The sequence below is a fragment of the Alkalibacterium sp. s-m-28 genome, assembly GCF_054658175.1.
This window is the reverse complement of the sequence record NZ_BAAGIQ010000003.1, coordinates 1-26,130: the sequence shown is the minus strand read 5'-3', so window position 1 is coordinate 26,130 and position 26,130 is coordinate 1. Positions and strand designations below refer to the sequence as shown.

24 protein-coding genes, 1 pseudogene, 1 riboswitch and 1 other annotated feature are annotated in these 26,130 nt (G+C 42.7%); of the genes and pseudogenes, 2 read left to right on the top strand and 23 right to left on the bottom strand.

Going from position 1 to position 26,130, the window contains the following annotated elements:
* Nucleotide 1: 1 nt before the first annotated feature.
* The 14 genes from coaBC to ACYQ4S_RS01100 form a co-directional block, all read right to left on the bottom strand.
* A complete protein-coding gene (coaBC, locus tag ACYQ4S_RS01165; RefSeq protein WP_459768823.1) occupies nt 2-1,201 on the bottom strand; it encodes a bifunctional phosphopantothenoylcysteine decarboxylase/phosphopantothenate--cysteine ligase CoaBC in 1,200 nt (399 codons plus the stop codon).
* 151 nt (nt 1,202-1,352) lie between these two features.
* Nucleotides 1,353-1,565: a DNA-directed RNA polymerase subunit omega gene (gene rpoZ / locus ACYQ4S_RS01160; protein WP_459768821.1), complete on the bottom strand. Its 213-nt coding sequence runs from the start codon at nt 1,563-1,565 to the stop codon at nt 1,353-1,355.
* Entirely contained in the window at nt 1,566-2,183 is a 618-nt protein-coding gene (gene gmk / locus ACYQ4S_RS01155) for a guanylate kinase (RefSeq protein ID WP_091265014.1), read from the bottom strand. It abuts the gene before it with no gap.
* An 89-nt stretch (nt 2,184-2,272) separates the two neighbouring features.
* Entirely contained in the window at nt 2,273-3,646 is a 1,374-nt protein-coding gene (locus ACYQ4S_RS01150; protein ID WP_459768820.1) for a patatin-like phospholipase family protein, read from the bottom strand.
* Between the two features lie 129 nt (nt 3,647-3,775).
* The gene (locus ACYQ4S_RS01145) at nt 3,776-4,408 is read right to left on the bottom strand and encodes a V-type ATP synthase subunit D (protein WP_459768818.1); all 633 of its coding nucleotides are present in this window, start codon (nt 4,406-4,408) and stop codon (nt 3,776-3,778) included.
* A 5-nt stretch (nt 4,409-4,413) separates the two neighbouring features.
* Complete coding sequence (locus ACYQ4S_RS01140; RefSeq protein WP_459768816.1) at nt 4,414-5,790, bottom strand: V-type ATP synthase subunit B; 1,377 nt, start codon at nt 5,788-5,790, stop codon at nt 4,414-4,416.
* On the bottom strand, nt 5,783-7,513 hold the full coding sequence (locus ACYQ4S_RS01135; RefSeq protein WP_459768864.1) for a V-type ATP synthase subunit A: 1,731 nt from the start codon (nt 7,511-7,513) through the stop codon (nt 5,783-5,785). The genes ACYQ4S_RS01140 and ACYQ4S_RS01135 overlap by 8 nt, the downstream gene beginning before the upstream one ends.
* Nucleotides 7,514-7,579: 66 nt before the next feature.
* Nucleotides 7,580-7,891, bottom strand: a complete 312-nt coding sequence (locus tag ACYQ4S_RS01130) for a V-type ATP synthase subunit F (protein ID WP_346024668.1) — start codon at nt 7,889-7,891, stop codon at nt 7,580-7,582.
* Nucleotides 7,881-8,885, bottom strand: a complete 1,005-nt coding sequence (locus ACYQ4S_RS01125; RefSeq protein ID WP_459768814.1) for a V-type ATP synthase subunit C — start codon at nt 8,883-8,885, stop codon at nt 7,881-7,883. Before ACYQ4S_RS01125 ends, ACYQ4S_RS01130 begins: the two co-directional genes overlap by 11 nt.
* Before the next feature lie 14 nt (nt 8,886-8,899).
* Complete coding sequence (locus ACYQ4S_RS01120; protein ID WP_459768812.1) at nt 8,900-9,478, bottom strand: V-type ATP synthase subunit E; 579 nt, start codon at nt 9,476-9,478, stop codon at nt 8,900-8,902.
* Between the two features lie 110 nt (nt 9,479-9,588).
* Nucleotides 9,589-10,065 (bottom strand): V-type ATP synthase subunit K, encoded by a 477-nt coding sequence (locus ACYQ4S_RS01115; RefSeq protein ID WP_459768810.1) that lies wholly within the window; start codon nt 10,063-10,065, stop codon nt 9,589-9,591.
* Nucleotides 10,066-10,097: 32 nt separating this feature from the next.
* On the bottom strand, nt 10,098-12,059 hold the full coding sequence (locus tag ACYQ4S_RS01110; protein WP_459768808.1) for a V-type ATP synthase subunit I: 1,962 nt from the start codon (nt 12,057-12,059) through the stop codon (nt 10,098-10,100).
* Nucleotides 12,046-12,372, bottom strand: a complete 327-nt coding sequence (locus ACYQ4S_RS01105) for a hypothetical protein (protein WP_459768807.1) — start codon at nt 12,370-12,372, stop codon at nt 12,046-12,048. The genes ACYQ4S_RS01110 and ACYQ4S_RS01105 overlap by 14 nt, the downstream gene beginning before the upstream one ends.
* A 42-nt stretch (nt 12,373-12,414) precedes the next feature.
* Nucleotides 12,415-12,461, bottom strand: a sequence feature (sodium ion sensor (DUF1646 type); this cis-regulatory element may regulate processes involved in with the transportation of sodium ions).
* A gap of 117 nt (nt 12,462-12,578) precedes the next feature.
* Entirely contained in the window at nt 12,579-13,445 is an 867-nt protein-coding gene (locus ACYQ4S_RS01100) for a DegV family protein (RefSeq protein WP_459768805.1), read from the bottom strand.
* A 236-nt stretch (nt 13,446-13,681) separates the two neighbouring features.
* Between ACYQ4S_RS01100 and ACYQ4S_RS01095 the strand changes: the two genes are divergently transcribed.
* On the top strand, nt 13,682-14,005 hold the full coding sequence (locus ACYQ4S_RS01095; protein WP_459768804.1) for a hypothetical protein: 324 nt from the start codon (nt 13,682-13,684) through the stop codon (nt 14,003-14,005).
* 47 nt (nt 14,006-14,052) lie between these two features.
* On the opposite strand, the gene ACYQ4S_RS01090 is transcribed toward ACYQ4S_RS01095, so the two are convergent.
* The 7 genes and pseudogenes from ACYQ4S_RS01090 to ACYQ4S_RS01060 form a co-directional block, all read right to left on the bottom strand.
* Entirely contained in the window at nt 14,053-14,742 is a 690-nt protein-coding gene (locus tag ACYQ4S_RS01090; RefSeq protein ID WP_459768802.1) for an ABC transporter permease, read from the bottom strand.
* A gap of 1 nt (nt 14,743) precedes the next feature.
* Complete coding sequence (locus ACYQ4S_RS01085) at nt 14,744-15,700, bottom strand: osmoprotectant ABC transporter substrate-binding protein (protein WP_459768800.1); 957 nt, start codon at nt 15,698-15,700, stop codon at nt 14,744-14,746.
* A gap of 16 nt (nt 15,701-15,716) precedes the next feature.
* Entirely contained in the window at nt 15,717-16,313 is a 597-nt protein-coding gene (locus ACYQ4S_RS01080; protein WP_459768862.1) for an ABC transporter permease, read from the bottom strand.
* A 48-nt stretch (nt 16,314-16,361) separates the two neighbouring features.
* Nucleotides 16,362-17,527 (bottom strand): annotated as a pseudogene (locus ACYQ4S_RS01075) (betaine/proline/choline family ABC transporter ATP-binding protein).
* Nucleotides 17,528-17,998: 471 nt separating this feature from the next.
* Nucleotides 17,999-19,453: a cardiolipin synthase gene (gene cls / locus ACYQ4S_RS01070; RefSeq protein WP_091264978.1), complete on the bottom strand. Its 1,455-nt coding sequence runs from the start codon at nt 19,451-19,453 to the stop codon at nt 17,999-18,001.
* 90 nt (nt 19,454-19,543) lie between these two features.
* The gene (thiT, locus tag ACYQ4S_RS01065; protein WP_346024380.1) at nt 19,544-20,110 is read right to left on the bottom strand and encodes an energy-coupled thiamine transporter ThiT; all 567 of its coding nucleotides are present in this window, start codon (nt 20,108-20,110) and stop codon (nt 19,544-19,546) included.
* Between the two features lie 89 nt (nt 20,111-20,199).
* Nucleotides 20,200-20,305: riboswitch (TPP riboswitch) on the bottom strand.
* A gap of 25 nt (nt 20,306-20,330) precedes the next feature.
* Nucleotides 20,331-22,013 carry a ribonuclease J gene (locus ACYQ4S_RS01060; RefSeq protein WP_459768798.1) on the bottom strand — a complete coding sequence of 561 codons (1,683 nt, stop codon included), beginning with the start codon at nt 22,011-22,013 and terminating at the stop codon, nt 20,331-20,333.
* A gap of 170 nt (nt 22,014-22,183) precedes the next feature.
* On the opposite strand from ACYQ4S_RS01060, the gene ACYQ4S_RS01055 reads away from it, so the two are divergent.
* Nucleotides 22,184-23,164, top strand: a complete 981-nt coding sequence (locus ACYQ4S_RS01055) for a biotin--[acetyl-CoA-carboxylase] ligase (protein ID WP_459768796.1) — start codon at nt 22,184-22,186, stop codon at nt 23,162-23,164.
* Nucleotides 23,165-23,273: 109 nt separating this feature from the next.
* On the opposite strand, the gene pnp is transcribed toward ACYQ4S_RS01055, so the two are convergent.
* Both pnp and rpsO read right to left on the bottom strand, forming a co-directional pair.
* Complete coding sequence (gene pnp / locus ACYQ4S_RS01050; RefSeq protein WP_459768794.1) at nt 23,274-25,388, bottom strand: polyribonucleotide nucleotidyltransferase; 2,115 nt, start codon at nt 25,386-25,388, stop codon at nt 23,274-23,276.
* A 232-nt stretch (nt 25,389-25,620) separates the two neighbouring features.
* On the bottom strand, nt 25,621-25,890 hold the full coding sequence (rpsO, locus tag ACYQ4S_RS01045; RefSeq protein ID WP_091264966.1) for a 30S ribosomal protein S15: 270 nt from the start codon (nt 25,888-25,890) through the stop codon (nt 25,621-25,623).
* Nucleotides 25,891-26,130: the final 240 nt, after the last annotated feature.

Sequence of the window (26,130 nt, the reverse complement as noted above, 5' to 3'; positions counted from 1 at the left end):
TTCAGTTCATATTAGTGACCAACCAGTCTATGACCTCGACTGAAACATCTGATTTGCTCCTCAAACTTATCGTAACAGGTTCCGACTTTCTCGACAGCATGGTTACTTCATTTTCATCCACATTGAAGCCTCTGTCTTTTTTCCCGACATCATTGGCAATAATCAAGTCAGCATTTTTATCATTCAGCTTCTTTTCAGCGTATCGAATCAGATCTTCCGTTTCAGCTGCAAAACCGATGAGCAACTGATCTGGTTTTTTCTTTTCTCCTAGACTTTTTAGTATATCCGGGTTTTTCCTGAATGATAATGTGAGGCTATCTTTTTTCTTCATCTTCTGTTTTTCAACGGTAGCGGGCGCATAATCGGATACAGCAGCAGCCATGATCACTGCATCCGCATCGTCAAATTCATCAGTCACAGATTTCAGCATCTCTTCAGCAGATTCAACAGGGACACGCGTAATATAATCTGGTGTAGCCAGCTGACTTGCACTGATCAATACCACTTCGGCTCCTCTCTTCCAGGCTTCCACTGCCAATGCATGGCCCATTTTTCCTGACGAGTCATTTGTAATATACCTGACCGGATCGATCCGTTCCTTTGTTCCACCGGCAGTCACAATGATTTTTTTGCCTCTTAGAGGAAGCTTCTCAGAGTGATCTCGGATAAAAGCTTCCAGCTCGTCTATTATTCTGGATTTTTCAGGAAAACGTCCTTCTCCACTGTACCCTTCAGCCAGAAACCCAGTATCAGGGCTCATGACAACTATTCCTCTAGCTGAAAGCTTCTCAATATTTTCCTGAGTCACGGTATTTCTGTACATATTTCCATTCATCGCAGGTACAGTGAATACTGGATGGGTCACTGCAAGAAGAGCTGATGTCACGAAATTATCAGCTAACCCATGTGCCATCTTTGCCAATGTATTGGCAGTAAGGGGCGCTACTATAGAGTAGTCCGCCCAGTCAGCCAAATTGATATGATTGACTATACTAGGGTCGTCTTCAGAAAATGTATCAATATAAACAGTATGTTTGCTCAGAATCTGAAAGGTCAGGGGTGTGACGAACTCTGCTGCTCCTTTTGTCATAGCCACCCTTACTTCTGCTCCATTTTTTATCAGTTCTCTCAACAAGTCCACTGCTTTGTATACAGCTATTCCTCCCGTTACATACAGGGCTATCTTTTTTCCATTGATCATTACGTCACCTCGGTGCTGTTTTTATTAGTTTACCAATTTTCAGCCTATGTGTCCTCATAATACTTTCCCAGTTTATACACTAGAAAAAACCTCTGAACTTGTCCAGCAAAGAAAAATCTTTGATGAACAGACGATCAGAGGTTTCATTGATTTAATTTGAACGACTATCCGGATCGATGACCAGATCACCGGATTTGATTTCTTCTAGAGCCTTCCCGACATTTTTATCACTCTGGTACGTTTCCAGCATAGCAGCTGACGGATTGTCGTGAAGTTGTTTGGCTCTCTTGGCAGCCAGTATCACCAATGAATATTTCGAATCGATCTTTTTAAGTAAATCATCCAATGAAGGGTATAACAGCATTTATTCCATCTCCTCTATAATTTCTGCGTACTCTCTTAAATTCCTTGTCACTTTGAGGTGTTCACTTTCTATGATGTTTCTGATTTTTCTTGCTGCATTTTTAACTGTATCGTTTTCTACCACATAGTCGTAATACTGAATCAGCTTAAGTTCTTCTACAGCTTTATGCATTCGTCTCTCAATCATTTCATCACTGTCTGTTCCACGGTTGACGATTCTTGACTTAAGTTCATCCAGATCCGGTGGCGATAGAAATATAAAGATTCCCTCAGGCATTTTTTCTCGGACTTTCAAAGCTCCCTGGACCTCGATTTCCAGAAAGACATCCCGACCTTCATCCAGCGTCTGATTCACGTACTCCAATGGGGTTCCATAGTAGTTTCCAACATATTCAGCATACTCCAGCAGACCATCTTCAGCTATCAGCTGTTCGAATTCTTCTTTAGTTCTGAAATAGTAGTCAATGCCTTCTTTTTCACCCTCACGTCTCTTGCGTGTGGTCATTGATATGGAATAATCAAATTCATTTGAATAATTATCGAAAATAGCTTTTCTCACTGTTCCTTTTCCCACCCCGGACGGGCCGGACAGAACGATTAACAATCCTCTATCTTTCATTTACAAGTCCTTCCCAACACAAATTCTCCATGAAAACTTATCCCCAATTCTACCATATCAGACTGTAGAATTGAAAGTTAATTTTGATTTTACCTATACAAACCTAAATTTTTGTTCAAAAGATATTTACAGTATAAAGCAATAATGAACGGAAATGGTCTGGTTCGAATCATCAGCTTATAAAAAGGAGTATCCCACTTCAGCTGCTCATCTTCAAGTCTCTCAAGAATCTGTATGACAAGTGACCGGTTCGATATCAGCGGTAATCCTTCAAGAAATTCTTCGGTCCACTCTTTTCCACTTAAGAGAAACCTGGGTTCAAATTCATCTACAGGATTTTTCCGTTCTGCATCTCTCATTTTAATCAGACGATGGATTATCTCATTTTGAAACTTGTCTATACTGTATATTTTATCAGGGATCATGTTGAACAATTTACCTGTCAGTTCACATAAAGCTAGAGAAACAGTGGTTTCATCCACAGCACTGCCCCATTGTTTCTCAATCTCTCTCAAAAGGATCAGTTGCTGATCATCCCTTTTGATATATTCATAGACCCCTTTTGACCGTTTACCAGTCAAAAGGCCATTCAAAGCGAGATAGAAGACAGAGGTGTCCGTTTCTACTGTGTCTGTATCATAAGTATACCATAGTCCTCTATAGAGATCCGGCCTGGCTAACTTCATAGTCTCACAGTAGCCCAGTTCTATATTCACTTCTGTCCTGTTCGTATCAAACAGCAGCATATCTCCAAGCGGCCACTTTGTTCGGATCAGCAGTGACTCGCATTCTTCTATCCGATGGTCATAATGGAGTAGTCCAGGGCCCTGGACATCAACAAGGACGATCTGGTCGGGCAATTTATCCAGTGCCATGTTTATCGGAATGTTATTCCAGTAGCCTCCATCGATGTACGGGGTCCCGTCGATCATTTTTTTCTGAATGGCTGGATAAAGTGACGCACTGGCTAGAAGGTAGTCATTAAGCCTGCCTTCTTCAATATCGTCCAGAAAATAATACTCGATTTCTCTCGTCTTCAAGTTGGTTGTCGACAGACCGAAAATTGTCCCGTCACTTCTTATCCTGCTCTCATCATTAATATACGTATCAATCAGAGCTTTTAGTGGAGCTGAACTTATTCCTTTTTCTCTGATTATCTTGATCAGAAAACCAGTCAGAGTACGTCGATAGTCTTTAAAACTGTCGATCGACAGTGGTGCATCGAGATCCAGAACCTTACCTGTTTCGATTTCTTTCCACATGCTTTCTGCCTCAGACACATCACCCAGAATGTAAAGCGCCCCGTTCAGAGCGCCCACTGATGTTCCTGTAATGATATCGGGAACATAGTCCAACTCATCAAGTGCTCTCCAAACACCTATTTCAAATGAGCCGCGAGCACCGCCTCCGCCAAAAACCAGCGCCCTCTTTATATTCTTCTTTTCGAAAAAGGATGATGTCATGTCTGTAGCCTCCCGGCTGAAATATCAGCGCTCTTCTGTCTCTCAGTATTTACCATACTATGTAAAAACAGTGAAAACAGATATAAGAACTTATGTCTTATCCTCCATTTTCACTGTAATTATCAACTGTTACTGTCCCATATCCTTAACTTTCATCAGTCGGGTAATGGCTGAACGTTCACTCTCATCAAGTTTCATACGAATAAAGTAAATCGTTTCCTCAAGCTGAGGAATGGTCATATATTCCAGAGCATTGACTCGTCTTCGTGTTTTTTCAATTTCATCTGCCATCAGCTGACAAGTTTTTTCTATTTCAGCGAGTTCAAGCATATCTGGCATGACATCGATCAGGTATTCAAAGGTCAGATCCAGTTCACCGTTGGAATTCAAATATCCATAGCTTAAGTCTGCTGCGTCGCTCGTATGATCATCATAATGGAAGTTCATCTGTGGTACGCGAACACTCATGATGTTCTTACGATCGATATTCAAGGATACACTTCGGCTTGGTACAGCCATCAGTTCTTCAATATAATTTTCATGAAGTAATGACTTGGCCAATGCGAATGACTGCATTGCTTTCTCGAGCTTTTCTTCTACCTGGTTTCTAAGTTCATTATTCTTTCTGATAAGCTGAATGAACTGACGCATCAGTTCATCCTGCTTGTCTTTCAGAAGCTTGTGCCCTCTGCTGGCAAGATTCAATCTTTTTTTCAGATTTGCCAGTTCCATACGAGTGGGGTTGACATTTAATTTAGCCATTTACCTCACTCTCCTTTTGGCAGATACTTGTCAAGCATATCATCCTTGATACGTTTCAGCTCTGCACGAGGCAGAACTTTCAGAAGTTCCCAGCCTAGATCCAGCGTTTCCTGAATCGTACGGTTAGTATAGTTCCCCTGATTCACGTACTCTTTTTCGAATTTATTTGTAAACTCGACATATTTTCTGTCTGTTTCAGACAGTGCAGCTTCACCTAACACGGCAGACAGTTCCTTAGCCTCTTTACCCTGTGCATAGGCAGAGAAAATCTGGTTCATTGTAGGCGCATGGTCCACTCTAGTCTTTCCTTCTCCCGTTCCTTTATCTTTCAGTCGGGACAGAGATGGCAGAACATTGATTGGAGGCTGATAGCCCTGGTTATACAGGTCACGTGACAGGATGATCTGCCCTTCAGTGATATACCCTGTCAGATCGGGAATCGGATGGGTAATGTCATCCTCAGGCATGGTCAGAATCGGAATCTGTGTTACAGATCCTTTGGTTCCTTCCAGACGACCTGCTCGCTCATAAAGTGTAGCCAGGTTGGTATAGAGGTATCCAGGATACCCACGACGACCAGGCACCTCACGGCGGGCAGCAGAAATTTCACGCAGCGCTTCGGCATAGTTTGTCATATCGGTCATGATGACCAGAACATGCATGTCTTTTTCGAAAGCCAGGTATTCTGCAGCAGTCAGGGCCATTCTTGGTGTCGCAATACGTTCGATCGCCGGATCATCTGCAAGGTTGATGAACAGAACGGACCGGTCGATCGCTCCAGTTTTCTTGAAGTCATTCATAAAGTACTCGGCTTCTTCAAATGTGATACCGATCGCAGCAAATACAACGGCAAATTTCTCATCTGCATTCGTTACACTGGCCTGTCGGGCAATCTGTGCAGCGAGTTCTTTGTGCGGAAGTCCAGAACCGGAAAATACCGGAAGCTTCTGTCCACGAACAAGCGTGTTCAGGTGATCGATCGTAGAAATACCTGTCTGAATAAACTCATCCGGATAGTCTCTTGCAATCGGATTGATCGCAATTCCGTTGATGTCCAGACTTTTTTCAGGAATCAGGTTCGGTCCACCATCACTGACTCGCCCCATACCATCAAATGTTCGTCCGATCATGTCTTCTGACACGTCTAGAGAGAGAGGTTTAGCCAGGAAGCGTACTTTAGTCTCTTCCAAGTTGATGCCTGTGGATCCTTCAAACAACTGAACAACTGCTTTGTCTCCGTTGATTTCAAGGACCTGTCCTCTTCTGCGCTCACCGGTCTGAAGTTCGATGTCGACCAGCTCGTCAAACTTGACGCCTTCGACGCCTTCGACTGTCATCAGCGGGCCGACGACTTCGGACACTGTTTTATACTCTTTAAGCATCTGATTCTACACCGCCTTTCTCTAATACTGACTGAATGTCATCTTTCGTTTGAGTACGGATCGTTTCGATCGTCTTGATATCATCTTCACTGATGTATTTCATTCGACCGACGCGTTCACGCACATTGTCTGTGCCTTTGATTATTTCATCATAATAAGCTCCCAGATCCATTGCACGAACAGCCTGATCTTCATAGTTAAGGATAGTAAACAGCATTTCATACTGCTTGTTTCTAGATGTATAGGTATCTACATCATCGAAGGCATTCTGCTGAAGGAAGTCCTCACGAACCATTCTGGCAACAACCAGTTTCAGACGGTCACGTTCCGATAGAGAGTCTACTCCAACCAGTCGGACGATTTCCTGAAGTTCCGATTCATCTTGAAGTAAAGCTTTTGCTCTCGTTACCATACCATTCCAGTCTTCTCCAAGCTGTTTCCCTACGTAGTCATTCATTTCATTGCTATACAGTGAATAGGAATTCAGCCAGTTGATCGACGGGAAATGACGTCTTTGTGCAAGGGAACTGTCCAGACCCCAGAATACTTTAGCGACACGCAAGGTATTCTGCGTTACCGGTTCAGATGTATCTCCTCCTGGAGGGGACACAGCACCGATCGCTGTTATGCTTCCAGTACGGTCTCCAGATCCAAGCGTAACCACTTTACCTGCACGTTCATAGTATTCTGCAAGACGAGAACCCAGATAGGCTGGATACCCTTCATCACCAGGCATTTCTTCCAGACGACCTGACATCTCACGTAAGGCTTCAGCCCATCTTGATGTCGAATCTGCCATGATTGCTACAGAATATCCCATATCACGGAAATATTCAGCAATTGTAATACCCGTGTAGATAGAGGCTTCACGCGCAGCAACGGGCATGTTGGAAGTGTTGGCAATCAGTACAGTCCGCGCCATAATTGATTCTCCAGTATTCGGGTCGATCAGTTCAGGGAACTCATTGATAACGTCTGTCATCTCATTCCCGCGTTCTCCGCAGCCTACATAGACCACCAAGTCAACGTCTGCCCATTTTGCGATCTGGTGCTGAACGACAGTTTTACCTGCTCCGAAAGGTCCGGGAACAGCAGCCGCGCCACCTTTGGCAACTGGGAAGAATGTATCAATAACTCGCTGACCGGTAATAAGCGGTTCTTCCGGGTTCAGCTTCGTCTTGATCGGACGGCCTCTTCTGACTGGCCATTTCTGCATCATAGTAAATTCTTTTTCGCCATCTTCAGTTTCAAGCACGTAGATTGGCTCGCTTATAGTGAAGGAGCCTGAAGAAATAGATTTGATTTTACCTTTAACGCCGTGAGGCACCATGATGCGGTGTTCAATTACTTTAGTTTCCTGAACAATACCGACAATGTCTCCTTCAGATACTTCTGTTCCTTCTTCCAGAGAAGGAGTGAATTCCCACTGTTTCTCACGGTTCAGCGGCTCGATTGACATGCCTCGTTCAAGAAAGTTACTATTTGTCTTTTCCATAAATTCGTCCAGCGGTCTCTGAATTCCGTCAAACATCTGAGAAATCATACCTGGAGCAAGCTCAACAGATAATGCTTCACCAGTTGTTTCGACGACTTCTCCCGGACCTACCATAGACGTTTCTTCATAAACCTGTATAGAGGCAACGTCGTTTCTCATTTCAATGATCTCACCGATGAGGCCTAGTTTACCTACACGGCAAATATCCTGTATATTAGCTGTTTCCATCCCTTTTGCTGTGACCAAAGGGCCAGAAACACTTACAATCGTTCCTTTACTCAAAATCGTACCCTCCTATAAAATATTTTGACCCACTGCTTTTTCGACATTTTCCTGCACACGTTTCTTACCGATGCCACGTGAGCCTGTATGATTAGGGATCAAAATGATGGCAGGTTTCATTTTAGCGTCATAGCGTCTGATTGTTTCAGGGACTAATTCTGCTAATTGTTCTGTCAAGTAAATCACACCATAATCTTTGTCTGCCAGATTGTCGATGATTCGACGGGTCTCTTTCGCTTCAGATGCGAAGTAAACAGAAAAGCCGAGCATTTTGAATGCCAGAACGGAATCTTTGTCTCCGACAACTCCAATTTTATTGGGCATAGTTCAATCGCATCCTTTCTCTGATCGCATCAGCAGGTACACCATTTTCCTTACCTGATAGAATGAGTCTGAGATTTTTGACTTCTATTTCCTTGGCATAGAGATAAGCGAGCACCGGCATAGGACCGAAAGATTGAAGTCTGGCATCTCTCATCGTATTCATATACGCATCATCTGTCTGATGATCGATCCTGACAGATGATAATTCATTTGTTTCAGTATCGACCGACTGGTCAATTAGTTTTCTGTATTTACTTGTTTTAAAGTACTGTAGCGCATACTGCTGCCCATTATGTGCAATTTCGAGCAGATCTTCTTTAGGAATAGATCCGGAACTTGAAAGAACAGTCAGTAGAAAATTGCGTGTTCTATTCTGTTTCATTCCTCTGACCAAAGTAGATATGTTGTTATAATCTATAAGCGTTTCTATCAGTTCAGGCACGCCCTCTTCACCTGTCTGGTCAGCCAGAAGACGAAGATGTGTAAAGTACCGTCTGTCGAGTATGATATCGACAGACTGAACGTTCTGATACTGATCGTAATCCTCCTGAAGTTCATGGATGCTGTCCATATACTCAGCAGGAAGGACATCAGATTCACCTGTTCTGACTGCCTGTCTCAATTCTGATACAGGATAACGGCCGATCGGGATGAATAAATAATCCAGATCCTGATCTGTAAACTCCTCTTTAAAGAGAACTTTCAGGTTGTGATAAGCATACCTCAATCCAGCAAGCTCTATAAGTTCCTTGTTGGGAACAATCTTTAACAGCTCCTCGAATGTCTGGTGGAGCTCATTCATGAACATCTCATCATAACTTTTATCTTCTTTGATTCTATCGACGTCATTCCTGTAAGGTGTTTCTCTCAGCACGTTGACAGCATCTTCAAAAGAATCGGCAGTCAACATGCGTTCGAAATGAGATCGAGTGAGGAGATCGTTCTCGTAAATCCGTATGAGAACATTGCTTGACCCATAAGCGGTATCTTTCAACTGTATTCTCCTCCTTAAAATAATTCGTTAGATATATCTGGTAAAATGTCCGTTCTGGCATCTTCCACTAAAGAATCGAATAAGAAGTTGTATTCTATGCCATTTTTTTCAATAAGGAAGCCGGACTGTCCTTTTACAGTGTCCTTGGATACCAGAACAGCAAGCTCAGCAGGTTTATTAGAAGTTATCCAAGTTTCGTCAATAGAATGGGCAGACTTTTCTCCCAATTTCAACGTCACTTGTCCTTCTTTGTCGAACTGTTTCAATACGTTCGCAGTAAACTGTCTGAATGTCTCATCATCCAGATTATCCAGTCTGTTTTTAGCCTCTTTGAACATCTTGTCCAGAATAGACTGTTTCGCAGCCAGCACCTCATTGCGCCGTCTGATGTCCAATGTGTTTCTTCGAATCGTGTAATCATGTTCGGCATCTGCTTTGATCTGCTCCTTTGCTTGTAGGCGTTTCTGTACCTCTTCTGCTTCGGCAGCTTGAATCTCATCTTCAGCTTGTTTTTTAGCTTCTTCAATTTCCTTTCGGATAGCCGCTTTTTCTTTTTCAACGACTCGTTCAGTCAGTAATTTTAAATCTGCCATGATTTCCCTCCTGTTCAGAGTAATAATAATGAAATGAAACAAGGAATTCAGTTTATTAAGTGACAGATGGCTGTCTGATCACTGAATTCTAAATTCCTTTCTCTCATTTATTACATGAAGATTATCATCATCAAGGAAATAACGAAACCTAAAATTGCATATGTTTCAACCATCGCTGAATAAATGATCCCTTTAGTTGTGTGTTCAGGTTTTTGAGCTAGGATCTGCATTGCAGCTACTGATACACGACCCTGAAGCGTACCGGATGTCAGTCCAGTAAATCCTACAGGAAGTCCGACCATCAGATAGTACCATCCAGTTGATACGTCAATGTTAGTAGACAAGTTGATAAGAATCAGCAGTCCGATAACGAAACCGTAAAGTCCCTGCGTTGCTGGAAGCATCTGCAGAACAAGCGCACGACCGAATTTTTCCGGCTGTTCTTTTGTTAAGGCAGCCGCTGCTTCACCTGCAGATCCTACTCCTCTTGATGATCCGATACCAGAAAGAATAACTGCCAGAGCGACACCTACTGCACCAAATACAAAACCTAAATTATCTCCAAAAAACAGTTCAAAGTTACTCATTATTTTTTCCTCCATTATTATAAAATATAGTTTTAACCGTTGTTATTGTCTTCCATCCAGACATGTTTCTCAAGCATTTTGAGTGGAGTCAGTGGTCTGCCTCCGCCTTCGAAGAACTTGCCGAAAAACTCAACATACTGCAGTCTGGAAGTATGGACATAAGCACTTAAGAATGTCAGTGCTATGTTCAGTGCCTGCAGGGCAATAATGATTAGAACCCCAACCGTAAATCGTGCTATAGGCGGAAGGAAGCCGATGATCATATTAAATGCCATCGCAATATTTGCACTGGCTACTGCAAGAGCCATCAATCTTGTGTAACTGACGATATCTCCTACATAACCAGATATTCCATATAAATTGTAAGCCCCGAGTCCTATCCCCAGTGCTTTGTTGGAACTGGAAAGTGCTGATACGACAAGGATCCCTACTGCGTTAAGAACCACAAGTCCGATACCTATCTGCGTAAGCAGCGGCATATTCAGCAGCATAGCCCCACCGACCCATAGGATGAAACCGATCAGCATAAGGAACCAGGCATAGCCATCGACGTATGAAGAGGCTCTCTGTCCCTGCTTTCCTTTGATGATTCCATTCAAGACGAGCCCGTAAAGCAGCTGGATCAGTCCGAGCACAACTGAAAATGCCATAATTTCAAGTACATCATCCTGTAAGGAGAAGACTTGTATGGGCAGCTCCATTCCGAAGAAACTTCCGAAAAATACTCCGAAGGCCATCGTCGGAAACGAGAGGGTGTAAAGAAACTTTAAGAAGTTTCCCATTGACCCTTCTATATTGAATGCCTTCAAGGCGAACAATGTGACTCCAAAGAGCAGCATACCGTAGCCAAGGTCGGCGGCCATCATGCCGAAGAATACCATAAAGAACGGCATCATAAACGGTGTGGGGTCGACTTCGTTGTATTTTGGATAACTGAACATCTCTGTAATCATCTCGAATGGTCGGACAAAACTGTTATTCTTCAGCACGACAGGAACATCATTGTATTCCTTCATCATTATATCTTCGGATAGAACAGCGACTTCGCTCTCGCCGATTGTCTGATCGATGTTAGCCTTTAAAGAATCCACTTTCTCTTCTTCTATCCATCCAGATAGAAGGAACAGGTGATGGCTGTCTATAAGAAGATTGTGTGCTTTTTCTCGTTCAGACAGATTGTAGTAATATTCCTCAGCGAGCTCCAGGTTCCTGTAGAGACTTGTCCATTTCTTCATCTCAGCAATTATCTTTTCTTTATCACCTCTGACTTGCTTCTGTTCGGTAAGATTACGGTATAACTCATCTTCCGGAAGAAGTTCATGTGTATATGTCAGTTCTCTGTAACTGTATTGAGCGACAAGATCATCAAACTGCTTTCTCTCGGTTTTAGGAAGAATGATGAGATAGGCGACTTCATCACTTCTTCTATATACTTCGTCATAATATATTCTGCCATTATCACGTAAACCCTCAACAAGTGCTTCTGATTGTTCTTTATCAACGGTCCCCACCAGAACATCCATCAGTTTGAAATGACTGACCTCTTCAGCCTTGAAACTAAGTGCCCGCCACTTTCTCAGGAATTCTTCTTCCTGTTTGAGGTCTTTCATTTTCTCATCCAGATTGTTGAGCTGCTTTTCCTTCAGGGATACTTGCTCCAGAAGAGCATCAACGTCTGCACTCTCTACAATGCTTTCAAGTTCTTTTAATGAAAATACTTCTTTCTTAGTTTTAAGGCTCTCAATCAAACCCGGCTGTTCGACGTAGTCCTGTAAGTAATTGATTGCATATTCAATATCCTGCAGTCTGGCCTGACTGTCATTAGACAAATCACGCGAAGCACTCGTATCGAAGTCATTCAGCAGACTTTCCTCCAGAACTTCTGCTACAGGAATGATTTCAAGACTCTGCATTTCCTGGACACTCTTCAAAACAGCTTCTTTATTAGTATGTTCTGCTAATAAAGTCAGTTTTTTCATTTTAGCTATTGCCATATCGACGCAATACCTCCTCTGCTATTCGACTGGCTAATCTGTCTTTTTCCGATTCATAGGTGCCATTGAAACGGTTGATATCTTCATTGATCTGCTCTTCAAACACTTTCTCGTCTTCTTCCAGCCTGGACTCGACTTGTTCTTGCAGCTCTTTTTTAAAAGCGGCCAGCTCGTGTTCGGTCTGTTCGGTTATTTTATCCTTTCGAAGAGCAGTCCCATCCTTGATGTCTTTTATCTCTTTTTCCGCATTAGCTCTAAGTTCTTCAACTCTAGCCTCAGCGTCTTTAACGTAATTAATTGCTTCACGGTTCACTTTATCTTCCCCCTTTCAAAAAAAGGGCGCGGCTAACAGGCCTTCTTCTCGCCCTAGAAGAAAATAACCTTGAAAGCTCACGCCCAACCGCATTGATATAAATTGTACTAACAAAATTTATAATAGCATACTCTCAAAATTAGTGTCAACTTAAACTTATCAACAGTCTCTTTATTCATGACTGCGGTGACGAAGGATCTAAACGGTTACCGTTCTTCTCCATAACTGAAGACGGATAAAGAGCCAAATCCTGTATGGGCTGCGATTGTGGGACCGTAACTTGATATGATGACTTCCTTAGGGCTCACTTTTTCAAGCAGTTTCTCTCTGACAAAGTCAGCATCTTCAGGTACTCCAACATGACCGATAAAGACCGCATGATCCACTTCATCTCTGATGTTTTTAACTGTCTGATCGATAAGGAACTGAAGCGACTTCTTCCTGCCTCGAACTTTTGATAACGGGACAAGCTTCCCTTCACGGTTCATGATGATGATGGGCTTAACATTGAGCAGTGAACCTACTGTCGCTGCAGTAGCTGAGATTCTTCCCCCACGTTGAAGATGTTTAATGTCATCTACGGTAACCCAGGAGTGATAGTTCAACTTATTATCCTCGACCCACTTGACCAGATCTTCCTTACCCATACCTGCCTCTTTTTTTAATGCAGTTTCATAGACCAGTAGACCTTCTCCCAAGCTGGCTGCCTTTGTGTCGATAATGGTCAGATCCACATCATCATATTCTTCTTCAAGCATCTGTTTAGCCTGACGGGCACTATTAAGTGACCCACTAAGTTCAGAAGAAAACCCTAGGTAAATAACCGGCTTACCTTCATCTACATACTTCCTAAATTTTTCGAGATAGGCATGAACGTTTATTTGTGAGGTTGAAGCAATCTCTCCTTCTTTAAGCCGATTAAAAAAGGACGTCTTATCAAACGTTTTTCCCATATCATCGACCAGCTCTTCTCCACTGATAGTAATTGTGAAGTTGACAATATCCAAGTCGAATCTTTCCACTAGTTCCAGCGGAAGATCACAACAGGAATCAGTTATCAGCTGATAATCCATAAAATACCCACTCCTTATAATGTATTCATTTCTATTATACGTTTTTTTTAGTTAAATAGAAACAAAAGCACTAAAATATCCTCCCAGTTCGGATCTATCTTCAGTTTCTCTTTATCTGACTTGATCATGCTCCAGAATTTTAGACAGACAATTATTTAAAAAAACTACACGATACTGTTGACGAATGTATGTTCGCACGTTATACTAAAGGTAACATATGTTCGGGGAGGACGATCATGAGTAAATTAGCCATCGAAACACAGCATATTGTAGAGGTTTTCAGGAAAGGATACGGCGCCCTGTTTTCGACCAATTTATCTAAAGTACAGCCACAGATGCCCAAGGGTCAGTTGGGCTTATTCCTTAAACAGTCTGTTAAAAAGCAGCAGCGTATTATCATTCAGGTCAATCCTACTGCTCATTCAGATCAGATCCACGAGTATATGGGGATACCAGTATTTTCACCTCACTCAACTCAAATCATTATAAAAACCGCTTCATCACGCACGACTTACTTAATCAATGCCAAAGATATCAGGCATATCAAATTAGCAAAATAAAAAACAGCTGTGAGAGATAGTCCATCCATCTCCATAGCTGTTTCACTTTATCTGCTTATCCGACTTGCAGGATTCAGTTTTCTTTCAAGCCACGCCAGGACCAAATCGGCCGCAACAGCCATCAGTGCAGTTGGGATCGCACCGGCCAGGATGATAGCTCCTCCTTGAGAAGCATTGACACCTCTTTGTATGATATCTCCAAGGCCTCCCGCACCAACAAATGTCCCTATAGCCGTTACCCCGATCGCCACAACCAGAGCATTCCTAAGACCAGCCATGATTACTGATAAAGCCATAGGTAGTTCAACTTTGTAAGTCTGCTGCCAGCGAGTCATGCCCATGCCCTTCGCAGCATCCATCAGCGCATGATCTACATTCTTCACACCCGCATATGTGTTTTTAACGATTGGAAGCAGCGAATATAGAAATACTGTAATAATTACTGTATTGACTCCTATCCCAAATCCTAGCATAAGAATCGACAGCATCGCCAGTGACGGTATTGTCTGTATGACGTTAGCTGCTCCGACGACCCAGTCAGCCAGCTTACTGTGTCTGGCTATATAAAATCCCAGAGGAATGGCAACAAGGGCTGCAAACAGCACACCGTAAATCGAGATGAGAAAGTGTCTGACAAACTGATCCCATAAATAGGGTCCGTTCTGCTGTACATAGTAAATCAGCTGCTGAACAATATTCATTTGTGATAATTCATCTAATCCTTCTATATTTGGCATCTTATTCCCCTCCTGCTGGTTCGAGATAAGGTTCTCTGTCTTCAAAATAGTTATTGGCTTCAAGAAATTCTACAGCTACAGTTGCTGGCTCGATTAAATATTCATCGGCAATGAAGTTCATTTCCTGCATCTGCTCAGTTTCAATCATGCCTTCAAGTTTTAGAAGAATGTCTTCAATCATAGGGTATTCTTCAAGCGTATCATATAAGGCAGATGGACTTGCGTCATATGGAGGGAAGAAGTTGAGGTCGTCTTCAAGGAAGACCAGATCGTAACTGGCGATACGTCCGTCCGTTGAATATCCCAGGACGATATCCATATTACCTGATTGAACCGCATCGTACACCAAACCTATTTCCATAGGATAGACGGTGTCAAAGTCAAATTCATAAGTCTCAAGAAACGCCCGGTACCCGTCTCCTTCTCTTTCCATCCAGGAATTATCGACTCCAGCAGTCAGATCTCCAGCAATGGGCTCCAGATCACTTATTGTTTCGAGTCCATGCTCTTCTGCCAGTTCACTGGTTACGAGAAAGGCATAGGTGTTTTCAAATCCATATGATGGAAAATATCTCATATTATACTGTTCTCTAAATCCTTCTGTCACAGCCTCTCTGGCTTCATCAGGGTCCGTGATCGGGTCCATCCCTAATTCACCTGTGAGAGCAGTCCCTGTGTAACTTGCTGCAGCTACATCCGCATCACCCTGGGCTAAAGCCTGTGTAACCATTGTGGATGAGCCGAGGTTCTGAATAACATCCGCATTGATATCTGAGTAATGATTGACCATCCCCTGAACAATGTAGCCTAAAATTACCATCTCAGTAGAAGACTGAGTAGCAATGGTAATATTCCCTTCTTCGGTCAGACCTGCTCCAAGGCCAGGAAGAGAACAAGCTGTCATCATTACTGCTGCAGAACTTAAAGCAGCAAGTTTCATATTTTTCTTAAACGTCATTATTATCAGCCTTTCTCTAGTCTATGACTTGGTTTCTAGGTGTAACCTTCTTCTCTACACGACCTAATACAAAATCTACGAGTAAAGCTAGTATGGTCACAGGAATCGTCCCTCCTATGATCAGCTCAGGAATATACAGGTTCAACCCATTGAAAATGAAATCTCCAAGTCCGCCTGCTCCGATATATGAAGCAAGAGCTGCCCAGGCAATAACGTATGTCCCTGAAAGTCTGATCCCCGCCATTATAACTGGGGCTGCCTGAGGGAGCTCCACTTTTCTGACCAGCTGTGATTCTGTCATTCCCATACCTCTAGCTGCGTCTACAAGGTCCGGATTCACACCCTTCATGCCTGTATACGTATTTCTGAGGATCGGAAGCAGAGAGTAAATGAACAGTGCCATGATAGCCGGAAACTGACCGATCCCAAGAAAAGGAATCATCAGTGCCAGCAGTGCCAGTGACGGGACAGTCTGAAGTATGGATGCCAGACCGATGAAAAACGTTGCCAGCTTATCCGTCCGTGTCAGCAGGATGCCGACTGGGACAGCTACGATCACCCCTAAACCTAATGCTATTATTGATATATATAAGTGCTCCCAGATCAGTCTCATTATCTGAGCACCATAGTTGTTAAAAAAATCGATCACTTAGGTCTCCTCCTATTCTGATTCTGAAAACTGGGTCGTCTCTAGAGGAATGCTTTCCACTTCTTCGTCATCTCCCCAGATTGTATCGTAGACGATATCTACCAGTGATGCCCGTGTAACAAGACCTTCCAGTTTCCCTTCTTCGCTGACAACAGGAATGTTCTTGTATCCACGCTTGAGCATCTTGTCTGCCACACTGCTCAGTAAGGTTCCCGATTTTACGTAATAGACATGAGACATAATGTCCTGCACTGTAGAGGCTGTCTTTCTATTTTTGTTGATTGCTTCGAAATCGACCAGCCCCTGAAGGACATTATCCATATCAGTTACAAATAACGTATCTACTCTTCTGTCTCTCATGACACGAATGGCTTCTCCCAGCGTAATATCCGATGTAACTGAAATGGGTCTCTTCACCATGACCTGATCGACCGTCTGCATGGTTGAACGCTGCTGCAGTCTGTCCTCACCCAGGAAGCTCTCGACAAATTCATTTGCAGGTTCGGCTAAAATATTGTCGGGTGTGTCATACTGAATGATTTTTCCTTCTGACATGATCGCAATCTTGTCTGCCAGCTTAAGTGCTTCGTCCATATCATGAGTAACGAATACGACTGTACGGCCCATCTCTTCCTGAAGGTGCTTGACCAGTTCCTGTAAGGCATCTCGAGTGATCGGATCCAGTGCACCGAACGGTTCATCCATTAGATAATATCCTGGTTGGCGGCAAGTGCTCGGATGACACCAATTCTCTGCTGTTGTCCGCCAGAAAGTTCCTGTGGGTAACGGTCAAGAAATTCAGGACCCATATCGACTCGCTTCAGTAGACGTTCTGCGGTCTCCTGCATTTTTTCTTTTTCCCATTTTAATAATTTTGGAACCATTACAATATTTTCGTATACTGTCATGTGAGGCATAAGGCCTGTCTGCTGGATAACATATCCGATTTTTCTCCTCAGCTGAACGGCATCTTCTTTTTTTATGTCTTTTCCGTCAATAAGAATCTCTCCGGATGTCGAATCAATCATCCGATTGACCATCCTCATGGTCGTCGTTTTCCCACTCCCGGACGTTCCGATCAGAACGACAAATTCTCCTTCGTTGATCGTAAACGATACATCGTCAACAGCCTTCGTTCCATCTCCGTATACTTTTGATACATTTTTGAACTCGATCATGATTGTATCTCCTCTACATTTATTCTGTTATGCTCTGAGTTTAACCCATAAAAAAACTGTATGAAGTCACCAAAGGAATAGACCTTCCTCACCATCACACAGACTCAAACACATAACTTAATTATGTACCAGTAGGTTTCTCACATTTTTTAATAATTATGACTACCTTCTGGCTATTTTAGTTTCCATAAGCAATTATATGCATCCTATCATGCATTTTGTTGCAAATAAAAGATCCTTATTAATTATTACAGAAAGATGATACAATTGCAAATGATACGTTTATTAGCTTTTTCAGCTTCCTCATCAGTATTGAAAGCCTTTTTATAATTTTGCATATAAAAAATAATTTTAGATTGTTAAATTACAATGAAATGAGAAAATGTAAAGCTACCAAGAAATAACGTCTGTTCAAACCCATAGGAAGAACCGGACGGTCTTCTGAACAGGATGAACAGACGTTAATATTATTTATAGTATGGGTGAAAAAAGTCGGGAAAACTGCTGTTTGAAAATTTCCCATCTGGAATAATTATTAATCATGTCTTCTGTCAGTAAATACGATTTCTTTTCATCCTCTTCAAAAAGTCTGACCTGTTTTTTGGCGAGGTAACGATCATAAATAAATGCATTGACTTCAAAATTCAGACGGAAACTTCTTATATCAAAATTTGCAGTCCCTACTGATAAAATCTCACCGTCTATCACAATAACTTTGGAATGAAGAAATCCATTGTCGTAAATATGAACTTCTGCCCCACTCTTTACCAGTTCTTCTGCGTAGCTTAGAGTGGCACGATAAATAAATGGATGATCCGGCTTGTTAGGTATCATCACTTTCACTTTGATGCCTGACAGGATGGCTATTTTGATTGTTTCCATCAATGCTTCATCAGGAATGAAATAAGGTGTCTGGATCAAAACGGATTCTTTAGCCATACTGATCATTTTGATGAACCCTTTCTTGATAGCATGCATCTCATTGTCCGGACCACTGGAAACGATCTGCATATCTGTAGACCCTTTTAGACTTGAAAACGGGAAATAAGCTTCCCCATAGTTTACTTGCTTGTCTTTAGCTGATGCGTTCCAGTCCATTAAAAATCGAGTCTGCAGAGTAAGGACACCGTTCCCCTCTATTCTTAGATGGGTATCTCTCCAGTAGCCCATTTTCTCATACATCCCCAGATAATCATCGCCAACGTTAAATCCTCCAGTGTAGCCGACTTTTCCGTCAATTACGACAATCTTCCGGTGGTTTCTATAGTTTAGACGCAAGTTGATCAGGAAAAATTTCGAGCCGAAAAACGGTTCAGCATGGCCGCCGTATGTTCTCAGTTTGTTGAAGAAATCTTTGCCCAGTACTCGGGCCCCAACCGGGTCGTACAATACTTTGACCTCAACTCCCTGTTTCGCTTTTTCTTCTAGAGCCCTCAAGAGTCTCAGACCTATATTATCCCCTCTAAAGATATAATACGTCACATGAATATGATGCTCTGCTTTCTCAATATCTCTTATGAGCTGGTCGAATTTTTCCTCTCCATCACTTATGATTCTTACTTTATTGCCTTTCGTTAAAACAGCCTGATTACTTTCCAGAAATAAACGGACCATTTCAAATGTCTTATCCTGATAATTTGATTCAGGAACATCAAGGTTCTCTGATTCGATCAGACTCTTCTGTGACTCGACCAGCTGATGCATGCCGATACGATCCTGACTTCGAAGATCAAAAATGGATTCTTGTGATATTTTTCTTCCCAAAAAAAGATAGATTACAAATCCGAAACCTGGCAGCATCGTAATGACCAGCAGCCAAGCCCAAATCGCTGCGATGTCCCGTTCCTTTTCTTTAAACACAGTAAATATGGCTAAAGCCGAGTTCAGAAAAATAAACCCCCAGAAAATCGTGCTTAAAATCGTCATACAGGTCTCCTTCATACACTAAGGTAATGTTATTTATCTTAGTGTACATTAGCCTGTAACCTCCTGTCCACTATCTTAAGCCGGCAGCAGTTATTTCCCTTTAGGGACAAAAATCAGTGGAGACCGGTCATACAGCATCAGCAATACGATCATGGTCACTAAGGCGGTCGAGATCATACTCAGACCGTTCATGACTAGTGAAAATGTAAAGGCACTGAGTCCCCATAAAGCATAGTCTCCCCAGAATATCCAGCCGGCTATAAAGTGCCAGAAATACCGAGCGGCAGCTCCAACTAGAACAGCAGCGACGATAGTCATGTTTACCCGTTTTCCTTTCTGGTTTCTGATCCCCTCAAGAATGTCTTTGGAGTAGAATCCGGCCAGCCCAATGCTCGCATAGGTGATTGTGTATTCAATAATGACTTGATACACATTCAGCATATATACCGATCCTGTAACAAAATGAAGGATCCCCCATAAAAAACCGGCAAATATCCCTGGCCCCAATCCTCTTCTGATAGCGTAGAAAGTCAACGGAATCATGCCTAAGGAAACACTGAATGACGACCCTATTCCTGAGGGAATCCAGGACAGCACCATCCCAAGTGCGGCAAATAAAGTCCCTTCAAGATAGATCCTCAACTGTCTGTTCTGCATAAAAAATCTCCTCCTCTAGTTAGTTTACTGAACTAGGGAAGGAGATTATGACATTTATGAGAGCGCGCTCATGCCTACTCTGATCTGTCGATCTCAGTTAAGTACTCTTCCTGCGCACGTATGAACGTACAGGTTCGAAGGGTCTGAACTCACAGTTCACTCTCAGCCAATATATTGACTCCCCTAGTACAGTATCTGAATTTAATTATATACAAAATAATTATCTTGTAAAGCGTCTGTTCTGATTGACTTCCATAATTACTGGAAGAATGATCGGTCTTCTCTTCGTTTTCTTGAACAGGTGGTTATTCAGGCCTTCACGAATATCCTGTTTGATTGAACCCCAGTCAAAATCGTTATGCTTGAGATTCTTTTTGACTATACTCTTCACAATTTCCGTCGATTCATTAATCAGATCCTGACTCTCTTTTACAAATACAAATCCGCGCGTAACGATATGAGGATCAGACACGATACGCTGCTTTTTACGGTCGATTGTAACTACTGCAACGAAAATACCATCTTCTGACAACAGACGTCTGTCACGCAAGACAATGTTCCCGATATCACCGATACCTATCCCGTCGATCAGTGTATTATCTGCAGATACCTGTCCGCTTTGTGTCATTTTATTTTTAGCATAGCTAACGACGTCACCATTACTCAAAATAAAGATATTCTGATAAGGGATCCCTGTCTCATTTGCCAGGTCTGCATGGGCAGCAAGCATTCTGTATTCACCCTGAATCGGTATGAAATAAGTCGGTCTCAGCAGGTTGATCATCAGCTGCAGATCAATAGGCGTCGCATGCCCGGACGCTTTCAGTCTGCCGGATAACTTGACTACTGTCCCACCGGCTCTATAAATCAGGTTTTCTGTCTCAGCTACCATGACTTCCATTGCTGTAGATGGGCTGGTAGCAATAAACACAAGATCCCCTTCTTTAATGTTCACCTGATCATGATTAGATGTAGCCATACGGTTGAGTGTTTTTATCGGCTCACCCGCTGATCCCGTTTCGAGAATCAGAATTTCGTCGTCATCATATTTATCGATTTTACTGATAGGTTCAATCAGATGTTCATCAGGCAGTGTCAGCTTGTCAAGATCCATGGCTGTTTCTAGAATAGCTTCCAGGTTCTTTCCAGTGATGAACACTTTTCTACCTGAACTGTGCGCCGCATTTAACACCTGCTGAATCCTTAAAATATTGCTTGCTACTGCAGCCACGATAATCCTGCTGCTGGTATCCTGAAAGATATCAAGCACTTCTTCCTGGACTTTTTTCTCAGACACATTTTCAGTCTGACTTTCTGCGTCCCCAGAATCACTCAGCAGGGCCAGAACGCCTTCTTTACCTAAGTCTGCGATCTGAGAAAGATCTGTTCTGTACATGTCCTGAGAACTCTGATCGAACTTGAAGTTCCCGGTGTAGACAATGTTTCCTTCTTCTGTATGAACGGCGATTCCCATTGAATCTGGAATCGTATGGGTCGTACGGAAGAACTTGACTGTTGTTCCGTTAAAGTCGATTTCAGTGTGTTCATCGATCACATGATAGTCATCGAAAGATGTCGACAGATTGGACTGACCCACAAACAGCTTAGCTAAAGCTATAGTCAGCTCTGAACCGAATACAGGAACATTAAATGTATCAAGGAAATAAGGCAGTGCGCCTATTGCATCTTCATGGCCATGAGTCAGAAAGACTCCGGTAATTTTGTCTTTGTTTTCTTCAAGATAACTGAAATCAGGAATGACCGCATCGATTCCGAACAGTTCATCTTCAGGATACATCAGTCCACAGTCCAGGACGAAAATATCGTCTCCAGATTCCAGTACATACAGATTTTTACCATTTTCTCTTACTCCTCCAAGAGGAATAATCTTTATATTACTCACAATCTTCCACCTCTAATACGCTTGTTACAGCATTTGATTTTATAGTTTATTTCACCTATGTACGTTCGCCCGTTATGTGCTTAACAATTTCAGTATAGCATAGATATAGGCAAATGCCTACTTATCAGGTATACTGACCTTAATTAACTAATTTTAAAAAGGAGTCTCTCATGTCACTAATTTCTTCTTTTATTGTTTTACTTAAAGCAGACTATCCGTCTTTCGTTTCTTTTGATTTCGTCAGTAAGACCCTTCATATAGAGACAGAAGAGATAAATCAGCTTATAAATGACGCTGAAATGCAGGGCTACTCGATTCAGACTGAACAGGACACTTGCAGACTGACACTCCCTCTAGTCAGTAAAGAGTCTGTAGCGGAAAACCTGCAATCTTATTCTATCGGGCGATCGTTCCAGTTCTTCGACAGAATCGATTCGACAAATACCTATGCTTTAAAAAACCTTCAAGAACTGGCTCATGGGTCGGTCATCCTGACTGATTATCAGTACAAAGGAAAAGGCAGGCTGGGCCGTTCCTGGCATACTGATCTAGGAAAATCCGTTGCCTTGACTATCGTACTCAAACCAAAATTCGACAATCAGCAGGCTGTCCTTCTGACTCAGCTGACTGCTGCTGCTCTGGTCAAAGCACTTGAACCGGACTGGTCTGCTTCTATCAAGTGGCCAAATGACGTTCTCATCGACGGCCGTAAAGTGGCTGGCATTCTGGTCGAATCCCACTTCAGCGGATCAGAACTGACCGGCATCGTGATTGGGACGGGAATAAACACGAATCTGTCCATAGAAGAACTCCCTGAAGAGTTGAAAGCTAAAGCCACTTCTCTGGCAATTGAAAAAAATAGAGTCATCGATCCTAATCCGATCATCACCAGCTTTCTATCCTGGTTCGACACCTTTTATACAGCATGGAGCGAGTCGATGGATGCGTCTACATTCATTTCAGTATGCAGAGAAAAGTCTGGACTTATAGGTCGGGAAATCACCGTTCATCATGGACAGATCTCAAAATCTGCCCGTGTCATGGACATCAGCGATGAAGGAGAACTAGTCATCCGTTATCCGAATACTAACGAAACAGACCATCTCAATTCTTTGAATTTCTCAGTCAGAGGGCAATCCGGTTACCTCTGATGCAATTATGTAAAAACCCACATGGCTGTCCTTTACGATAAGCAGTTGCCTCGTAAGGATAGCCATGCGGGTTATTTTTTTACTTTTAAATAATGGAAGCTGAGTCCAATCAGGCTTCGTCGTTGTTCCCATTCAGTACAGCTTTTCGGGACAAGTTGACACGGCCTCTGTCATCGATTTCCGTCACTTTGACATCAAGCACATCGCCGACAGAAAATTCTTTGGCAACATCCTTAATGTACTTATCAGACAGTTCCGATACATGAACCAGACCATCTGTACCTTTGATAATCTCCACAAATGCACCGAATTTCTCGATTCGCTTGATCGTTCCAGTATAAACCTTGCCGATTTCCACTTCTTCTGTCAGCTCTTCGATAAGTTCGATCGCTCGCTTGATACCTTCTGCATCCTGACCGTATATAGAAACATTACCCTCTTCATCAATATCGATTTTAACATTCGTTTCATCAATAATGCTGTTGATCGTTTCGCCGCCTTTACCGATAACGACTTTAATCTGATCAGGCTTGATCTTGATTGATTCGATCTTAGGAGCGTACTTGCTCAGTTCTTTGCGAGGTTCTGAAATTTCTTCTTCGATGTTATCGATGATCTCAAGACGGGCTTTCTTAGCCTGTACAAGTGCTTCTTCAAGAATCTCTTTCGTAATTCCTTCGATCTTGATATCCATCTGCAGAGCGGTGATCCCTTGTCTTGTACCGGCAACTTTAAAGTCCATATCGCCAAGGTGATCTTCCAGTCCCTGGATATCAGTTAGTACTGTATAGTTTTCTCCATCCATAACTAGGCCCATGGCAATACCGCCGACTGGTGCTTTAATAGGCACACCGGCATCCATCAGCGCGAGTGTTCCGGCAGAAATACTTGCCTGAGAAGAGGATCCGTTTGATTCAAGTACTTCCGCTACTAAACGAATGGTGTACGGGAAGTCTTCCTCATTAGGGATGATATAAGACAGTGCACGTTCACCCAAAGCCCCGTGACCGATCTCACGTCGACCTGGTCCTCTGACAGGCCCCGTCTCTCCAACAGAATATGGAGGGAAATTATAGTGGTGAATGAATCGCTTGCTGTCTTCACTGCTCAATCCGTCAATGATCTGATGTTCGTTCAATGGTCCAAGCGTAGCAACTGACAACGCCTGAGTCTGACCACGAGTAAACAGGCCTGACCCATGAACGCGAGGCAGAATGCCTGCTTCGGATTCAAGTGGACGAATCTCGTCTACTTTACGGCCGTCAGGTCTGGTATTCTCTTCTGTAATCAGACGACGGACTTCGTCTTTTTCCATGCCGTCGACGATTGTCTTGACATCTTTTACAATAGAATCAAGATCTGGCGAATCACGGTACTCTTCTTCGTAGACTTCGATGATCTGGTCTTTCAAAGCACCAGTCTTCTCAGCACGTTCCTGTTTATCGAAAGTCTGGATCGCTTCTTTCATCTGATCGTTATACTTGCTGATGATTTCCTGTTTGATTGCTTCATCAGGAAGGATTAGAGTGACATCCATTTTTTCCTGTCCGACTGCAGCAACGATTTCTTCCTGGAAAGCAACGAGCTCTTTGATTGCTTCGTGTCCGAACAGAAGGGCTTCAAGCATATCTTCTTCAGCAACTTGATCCGCTCCACTTTCTACCATGTTGATAGCATCTTTGGTACCGGCTACGATCAGTTCGATATCTGATTTTTCAGTTTCCTCTTCAGTCGGGTTGATGATGAATTTGCCGTCTACTCGTCCGACAGTGACTCCAGCGATTGGTCCGTTGAATGGAATATCAGAAATGCATAGAGCAAGGGATGATCCGAACATGGCTGACATTTCCGGAGAATTATCAGGATTTACGGACATAACTGTATTGAAGATTTGAACATCGTTTCTAAATCCGTCAGCAAACATTGGACGAAGGGGACGGTCGATCAGACGCGCTGTTAATGTTGCATTCTCTGAAGGACGGCCCTCACGTTTGATGAAGCCTCCTGGAATCTTACCTACTGAGTACATTTTTTCTTCATATACAACCATAAGCGGGAAGAACGGCATACTACTTGGCTTCTTGCTGCCGACAGCAGTGGATAGAACAACAGTATCTTCGTAACGGACAAGAACTGCCCCGTTAGCCTGCTTTGCCATTTGTCCGATTTCTGCGGTCAGTTCTCTGCCGCCGATAGTTGTCTTGAACACTTGTTTGTTTGACATGATATTCTCCTTTGTTCAGGCAGCCTAACCTACTAGACAAAGGTCAGCAGATCAGATTCATTTTCATCTGCTCACATTTGCATAGTAGACAATTAAGCCCCTGAGTGTTTGTTATAGTAAATAAAGCGAGATTCCTAAGAATCCCGCTTCAACTAGTAAGATTAATTTGTCTGTAGTCCCGCTCATTCTTTATGCGTAAGCATGAAGATCAGCGTGATGTGACAGGACAAAATTAACGACGTAAACCAAGTCTCTTGATCAATTCACGGTAACGGGTAATGTCTTTGTTACGTAGATAAGCAAGAAGGTTACGACGGTGACCAATTTTTTTCATTAGTCCGCGCATTGAATGAAAATCTTTCTTGTGTGTCTTTGCGTGTTCATTCAACTCGTTGATTTCAGCAGTCAATACTGCGATCTGTACTTCCGGAGAACCAGTATCTCCTTCGTGACGAGCGTAATCAGTAATGATCTGTTGTTTCTGTTCTTTTGAAACTGCCATGTTTTCCACCTCTTTCCTGTTTATGACTCCATTTACTGAGTAAGCGCTGGTGAAACGACAAACCAAGTAAAGGTCAGCGTGCAGACTCTGTCAACACTATACAAATACTACAGGATTTACAGGTGAAAATCAAGTATCAAAGCCAACTTTCCGGACTCTTTTTCCAGTTTTCAAGACGTGACATCTCTTCCTCATCCACAAGCCCGTTCCTTAATGCAGCCTCGATCAGAGAAGAATAAT

Bases quoted from the DNA above. Each gene is read 5' to 3' on its own strand.
- ACYQ4S_RS01110 (WP_459768808.1), bottom strand. From the start codon at position 12,059: ATGGCAATAGCTAAAATGAAAAAACTGACTTTATTAGCAGAACATACT.
- ACYQ4S_RS01140 (WP_459768816.1), bottom strand. From the start codon at position 5,790: ATGCTTAAAGAGTATAAAACAGTGTCCGAAGTCGTCGGCCCGCTGATG.
- rpsO (WP_091264966.1), bottom strand. From the start codon at position 25,890: ATGGCAGTTTCAAAAGAACAGAAACAACAGATCATTACTGATTACGCT.
- thiT (WP_346024380.1), bottom strand. From the start codon at position 20,110: ATGCAGAACAGACAGTTGAGGATCTATCTTGAAGGGACTTTATTTGCC.
- coaBC (WP_459768823.1), bottom strand. From the start codon at position 1,201: ATGATCAATGGAAAAAAGATAGCCCTGTATGTAACGGGAGGAATAGCT.
- ACYQ4S_RS01055 (WP_459768796.1), top strand. From the start codon at position 22,184: ATGTCACTAATTTCTTCTTTTATTGTTTTACTTAAAGCAGACTATCCG.
- ACYQ4S_RS01095 (WP_459768804.1), top strand. From the start codon at position 13,682: ATGAGTAAATTAGCCATCGAAACACAGCATATTGTAGAGGTTTTCAGG.
- ACYQ4S_RS01090 (WP_459768802.1), bottom strand. From the start codon at position 14,742: ATGCCAAATATAGAAGGATTAGATGAATTATCACAAATGAATATTGTT.
- ACYQ4S_RS01145 (WP_459768818.1), bottom strand. From the start codon at position 4,408: ATGGCTAAATTAAATGTCAACCCCACTCGTATGGAACTGGCAAATCTG.
- ACYQ4S_RS01150 (WP_459768820.1), bottom strand. From the start codon at position 3,646: ATGACATCATCCTTTTTCGAAAAGAAGAATATAAAGAGGGCGCTGGTT.
- ACYQ4S_RS01100 (WP_459768805.1), bottom strand. From the start codon at position 13,445: ATGGATTATCAGCTGATAACTGATTCCTGTTGTGATCTTCCGCTGGAA.
- ACYQ4S_RS01120 (WP_459768812.1), bottom strand. From the start codon at position 9,478: ATGGCAGATTTAAAATTACTGACTGAACGAGTCGTTGAAAAAGAAAAA.
- pnp (WP_459768794.1), bottom strand. From the start codon at position 25,388: ATGTCAAACAAACAAGTGTTCAAGACAACTATCGGCGGCAGAGAACTG.
- gmk (WP_091265014.1), bottom strand. From the start codon at position 2,183: ATGAAAGATAGAGGATTGTTAATCGTTCTGTCCGGCCCGTCCGGGGTG.
- rpoZ (WP_459768821.1), bottom strand. From the start codon at position 1,565: ATGCTGTTATACCCTTCATTGGATGATTTACTTAAAAAGATCGATTCG.
- cls (WP_091264978.1), bottom strand. From the start codon at position 19,453: ATGACGATTTTAAGCACGATTTTCTGGGGGTTTATTTTTCTGAACTCG.
- ACYQ4S_RS01085 (WP_459768800.1), bottom strand. From the start codon at position 15,700: ATGACGTTTAAGAAAAATATGAAACTTGCTGCTTTAAGTTCTGCAGCA.
- ACYQ4S_RS01135 (WP_459768864.1), bottom strand. From the start codon at position 7,513: ATGGAAACAGCTAATATACAGGATATTTGCCGTGTAGGTAAACTAGGC.
- ACYQ4S_RS01130 (WP_346024668.1), bottom strand. From the start codon at position 7,891: ATGCCCAATAAAATTGGAGTTGTCGGAGACAAAGATTCCGTTCTGGCA.
- ACYQ4S_RS01080 (WP_459768862.1), bottom strand. From the start codon at position 16,313: ATGAGACTGATCTGGGAGCACTTATATATATCAATAATAGCATTAGGT.
- ACYQ4S_RS01115 (WP_459768810.1), bottom strand. From the start codon at position 10,065: ATGAGTAACTTTGAACTGTTTTTTGGAGATAATTTAGGTTTTGTATTT.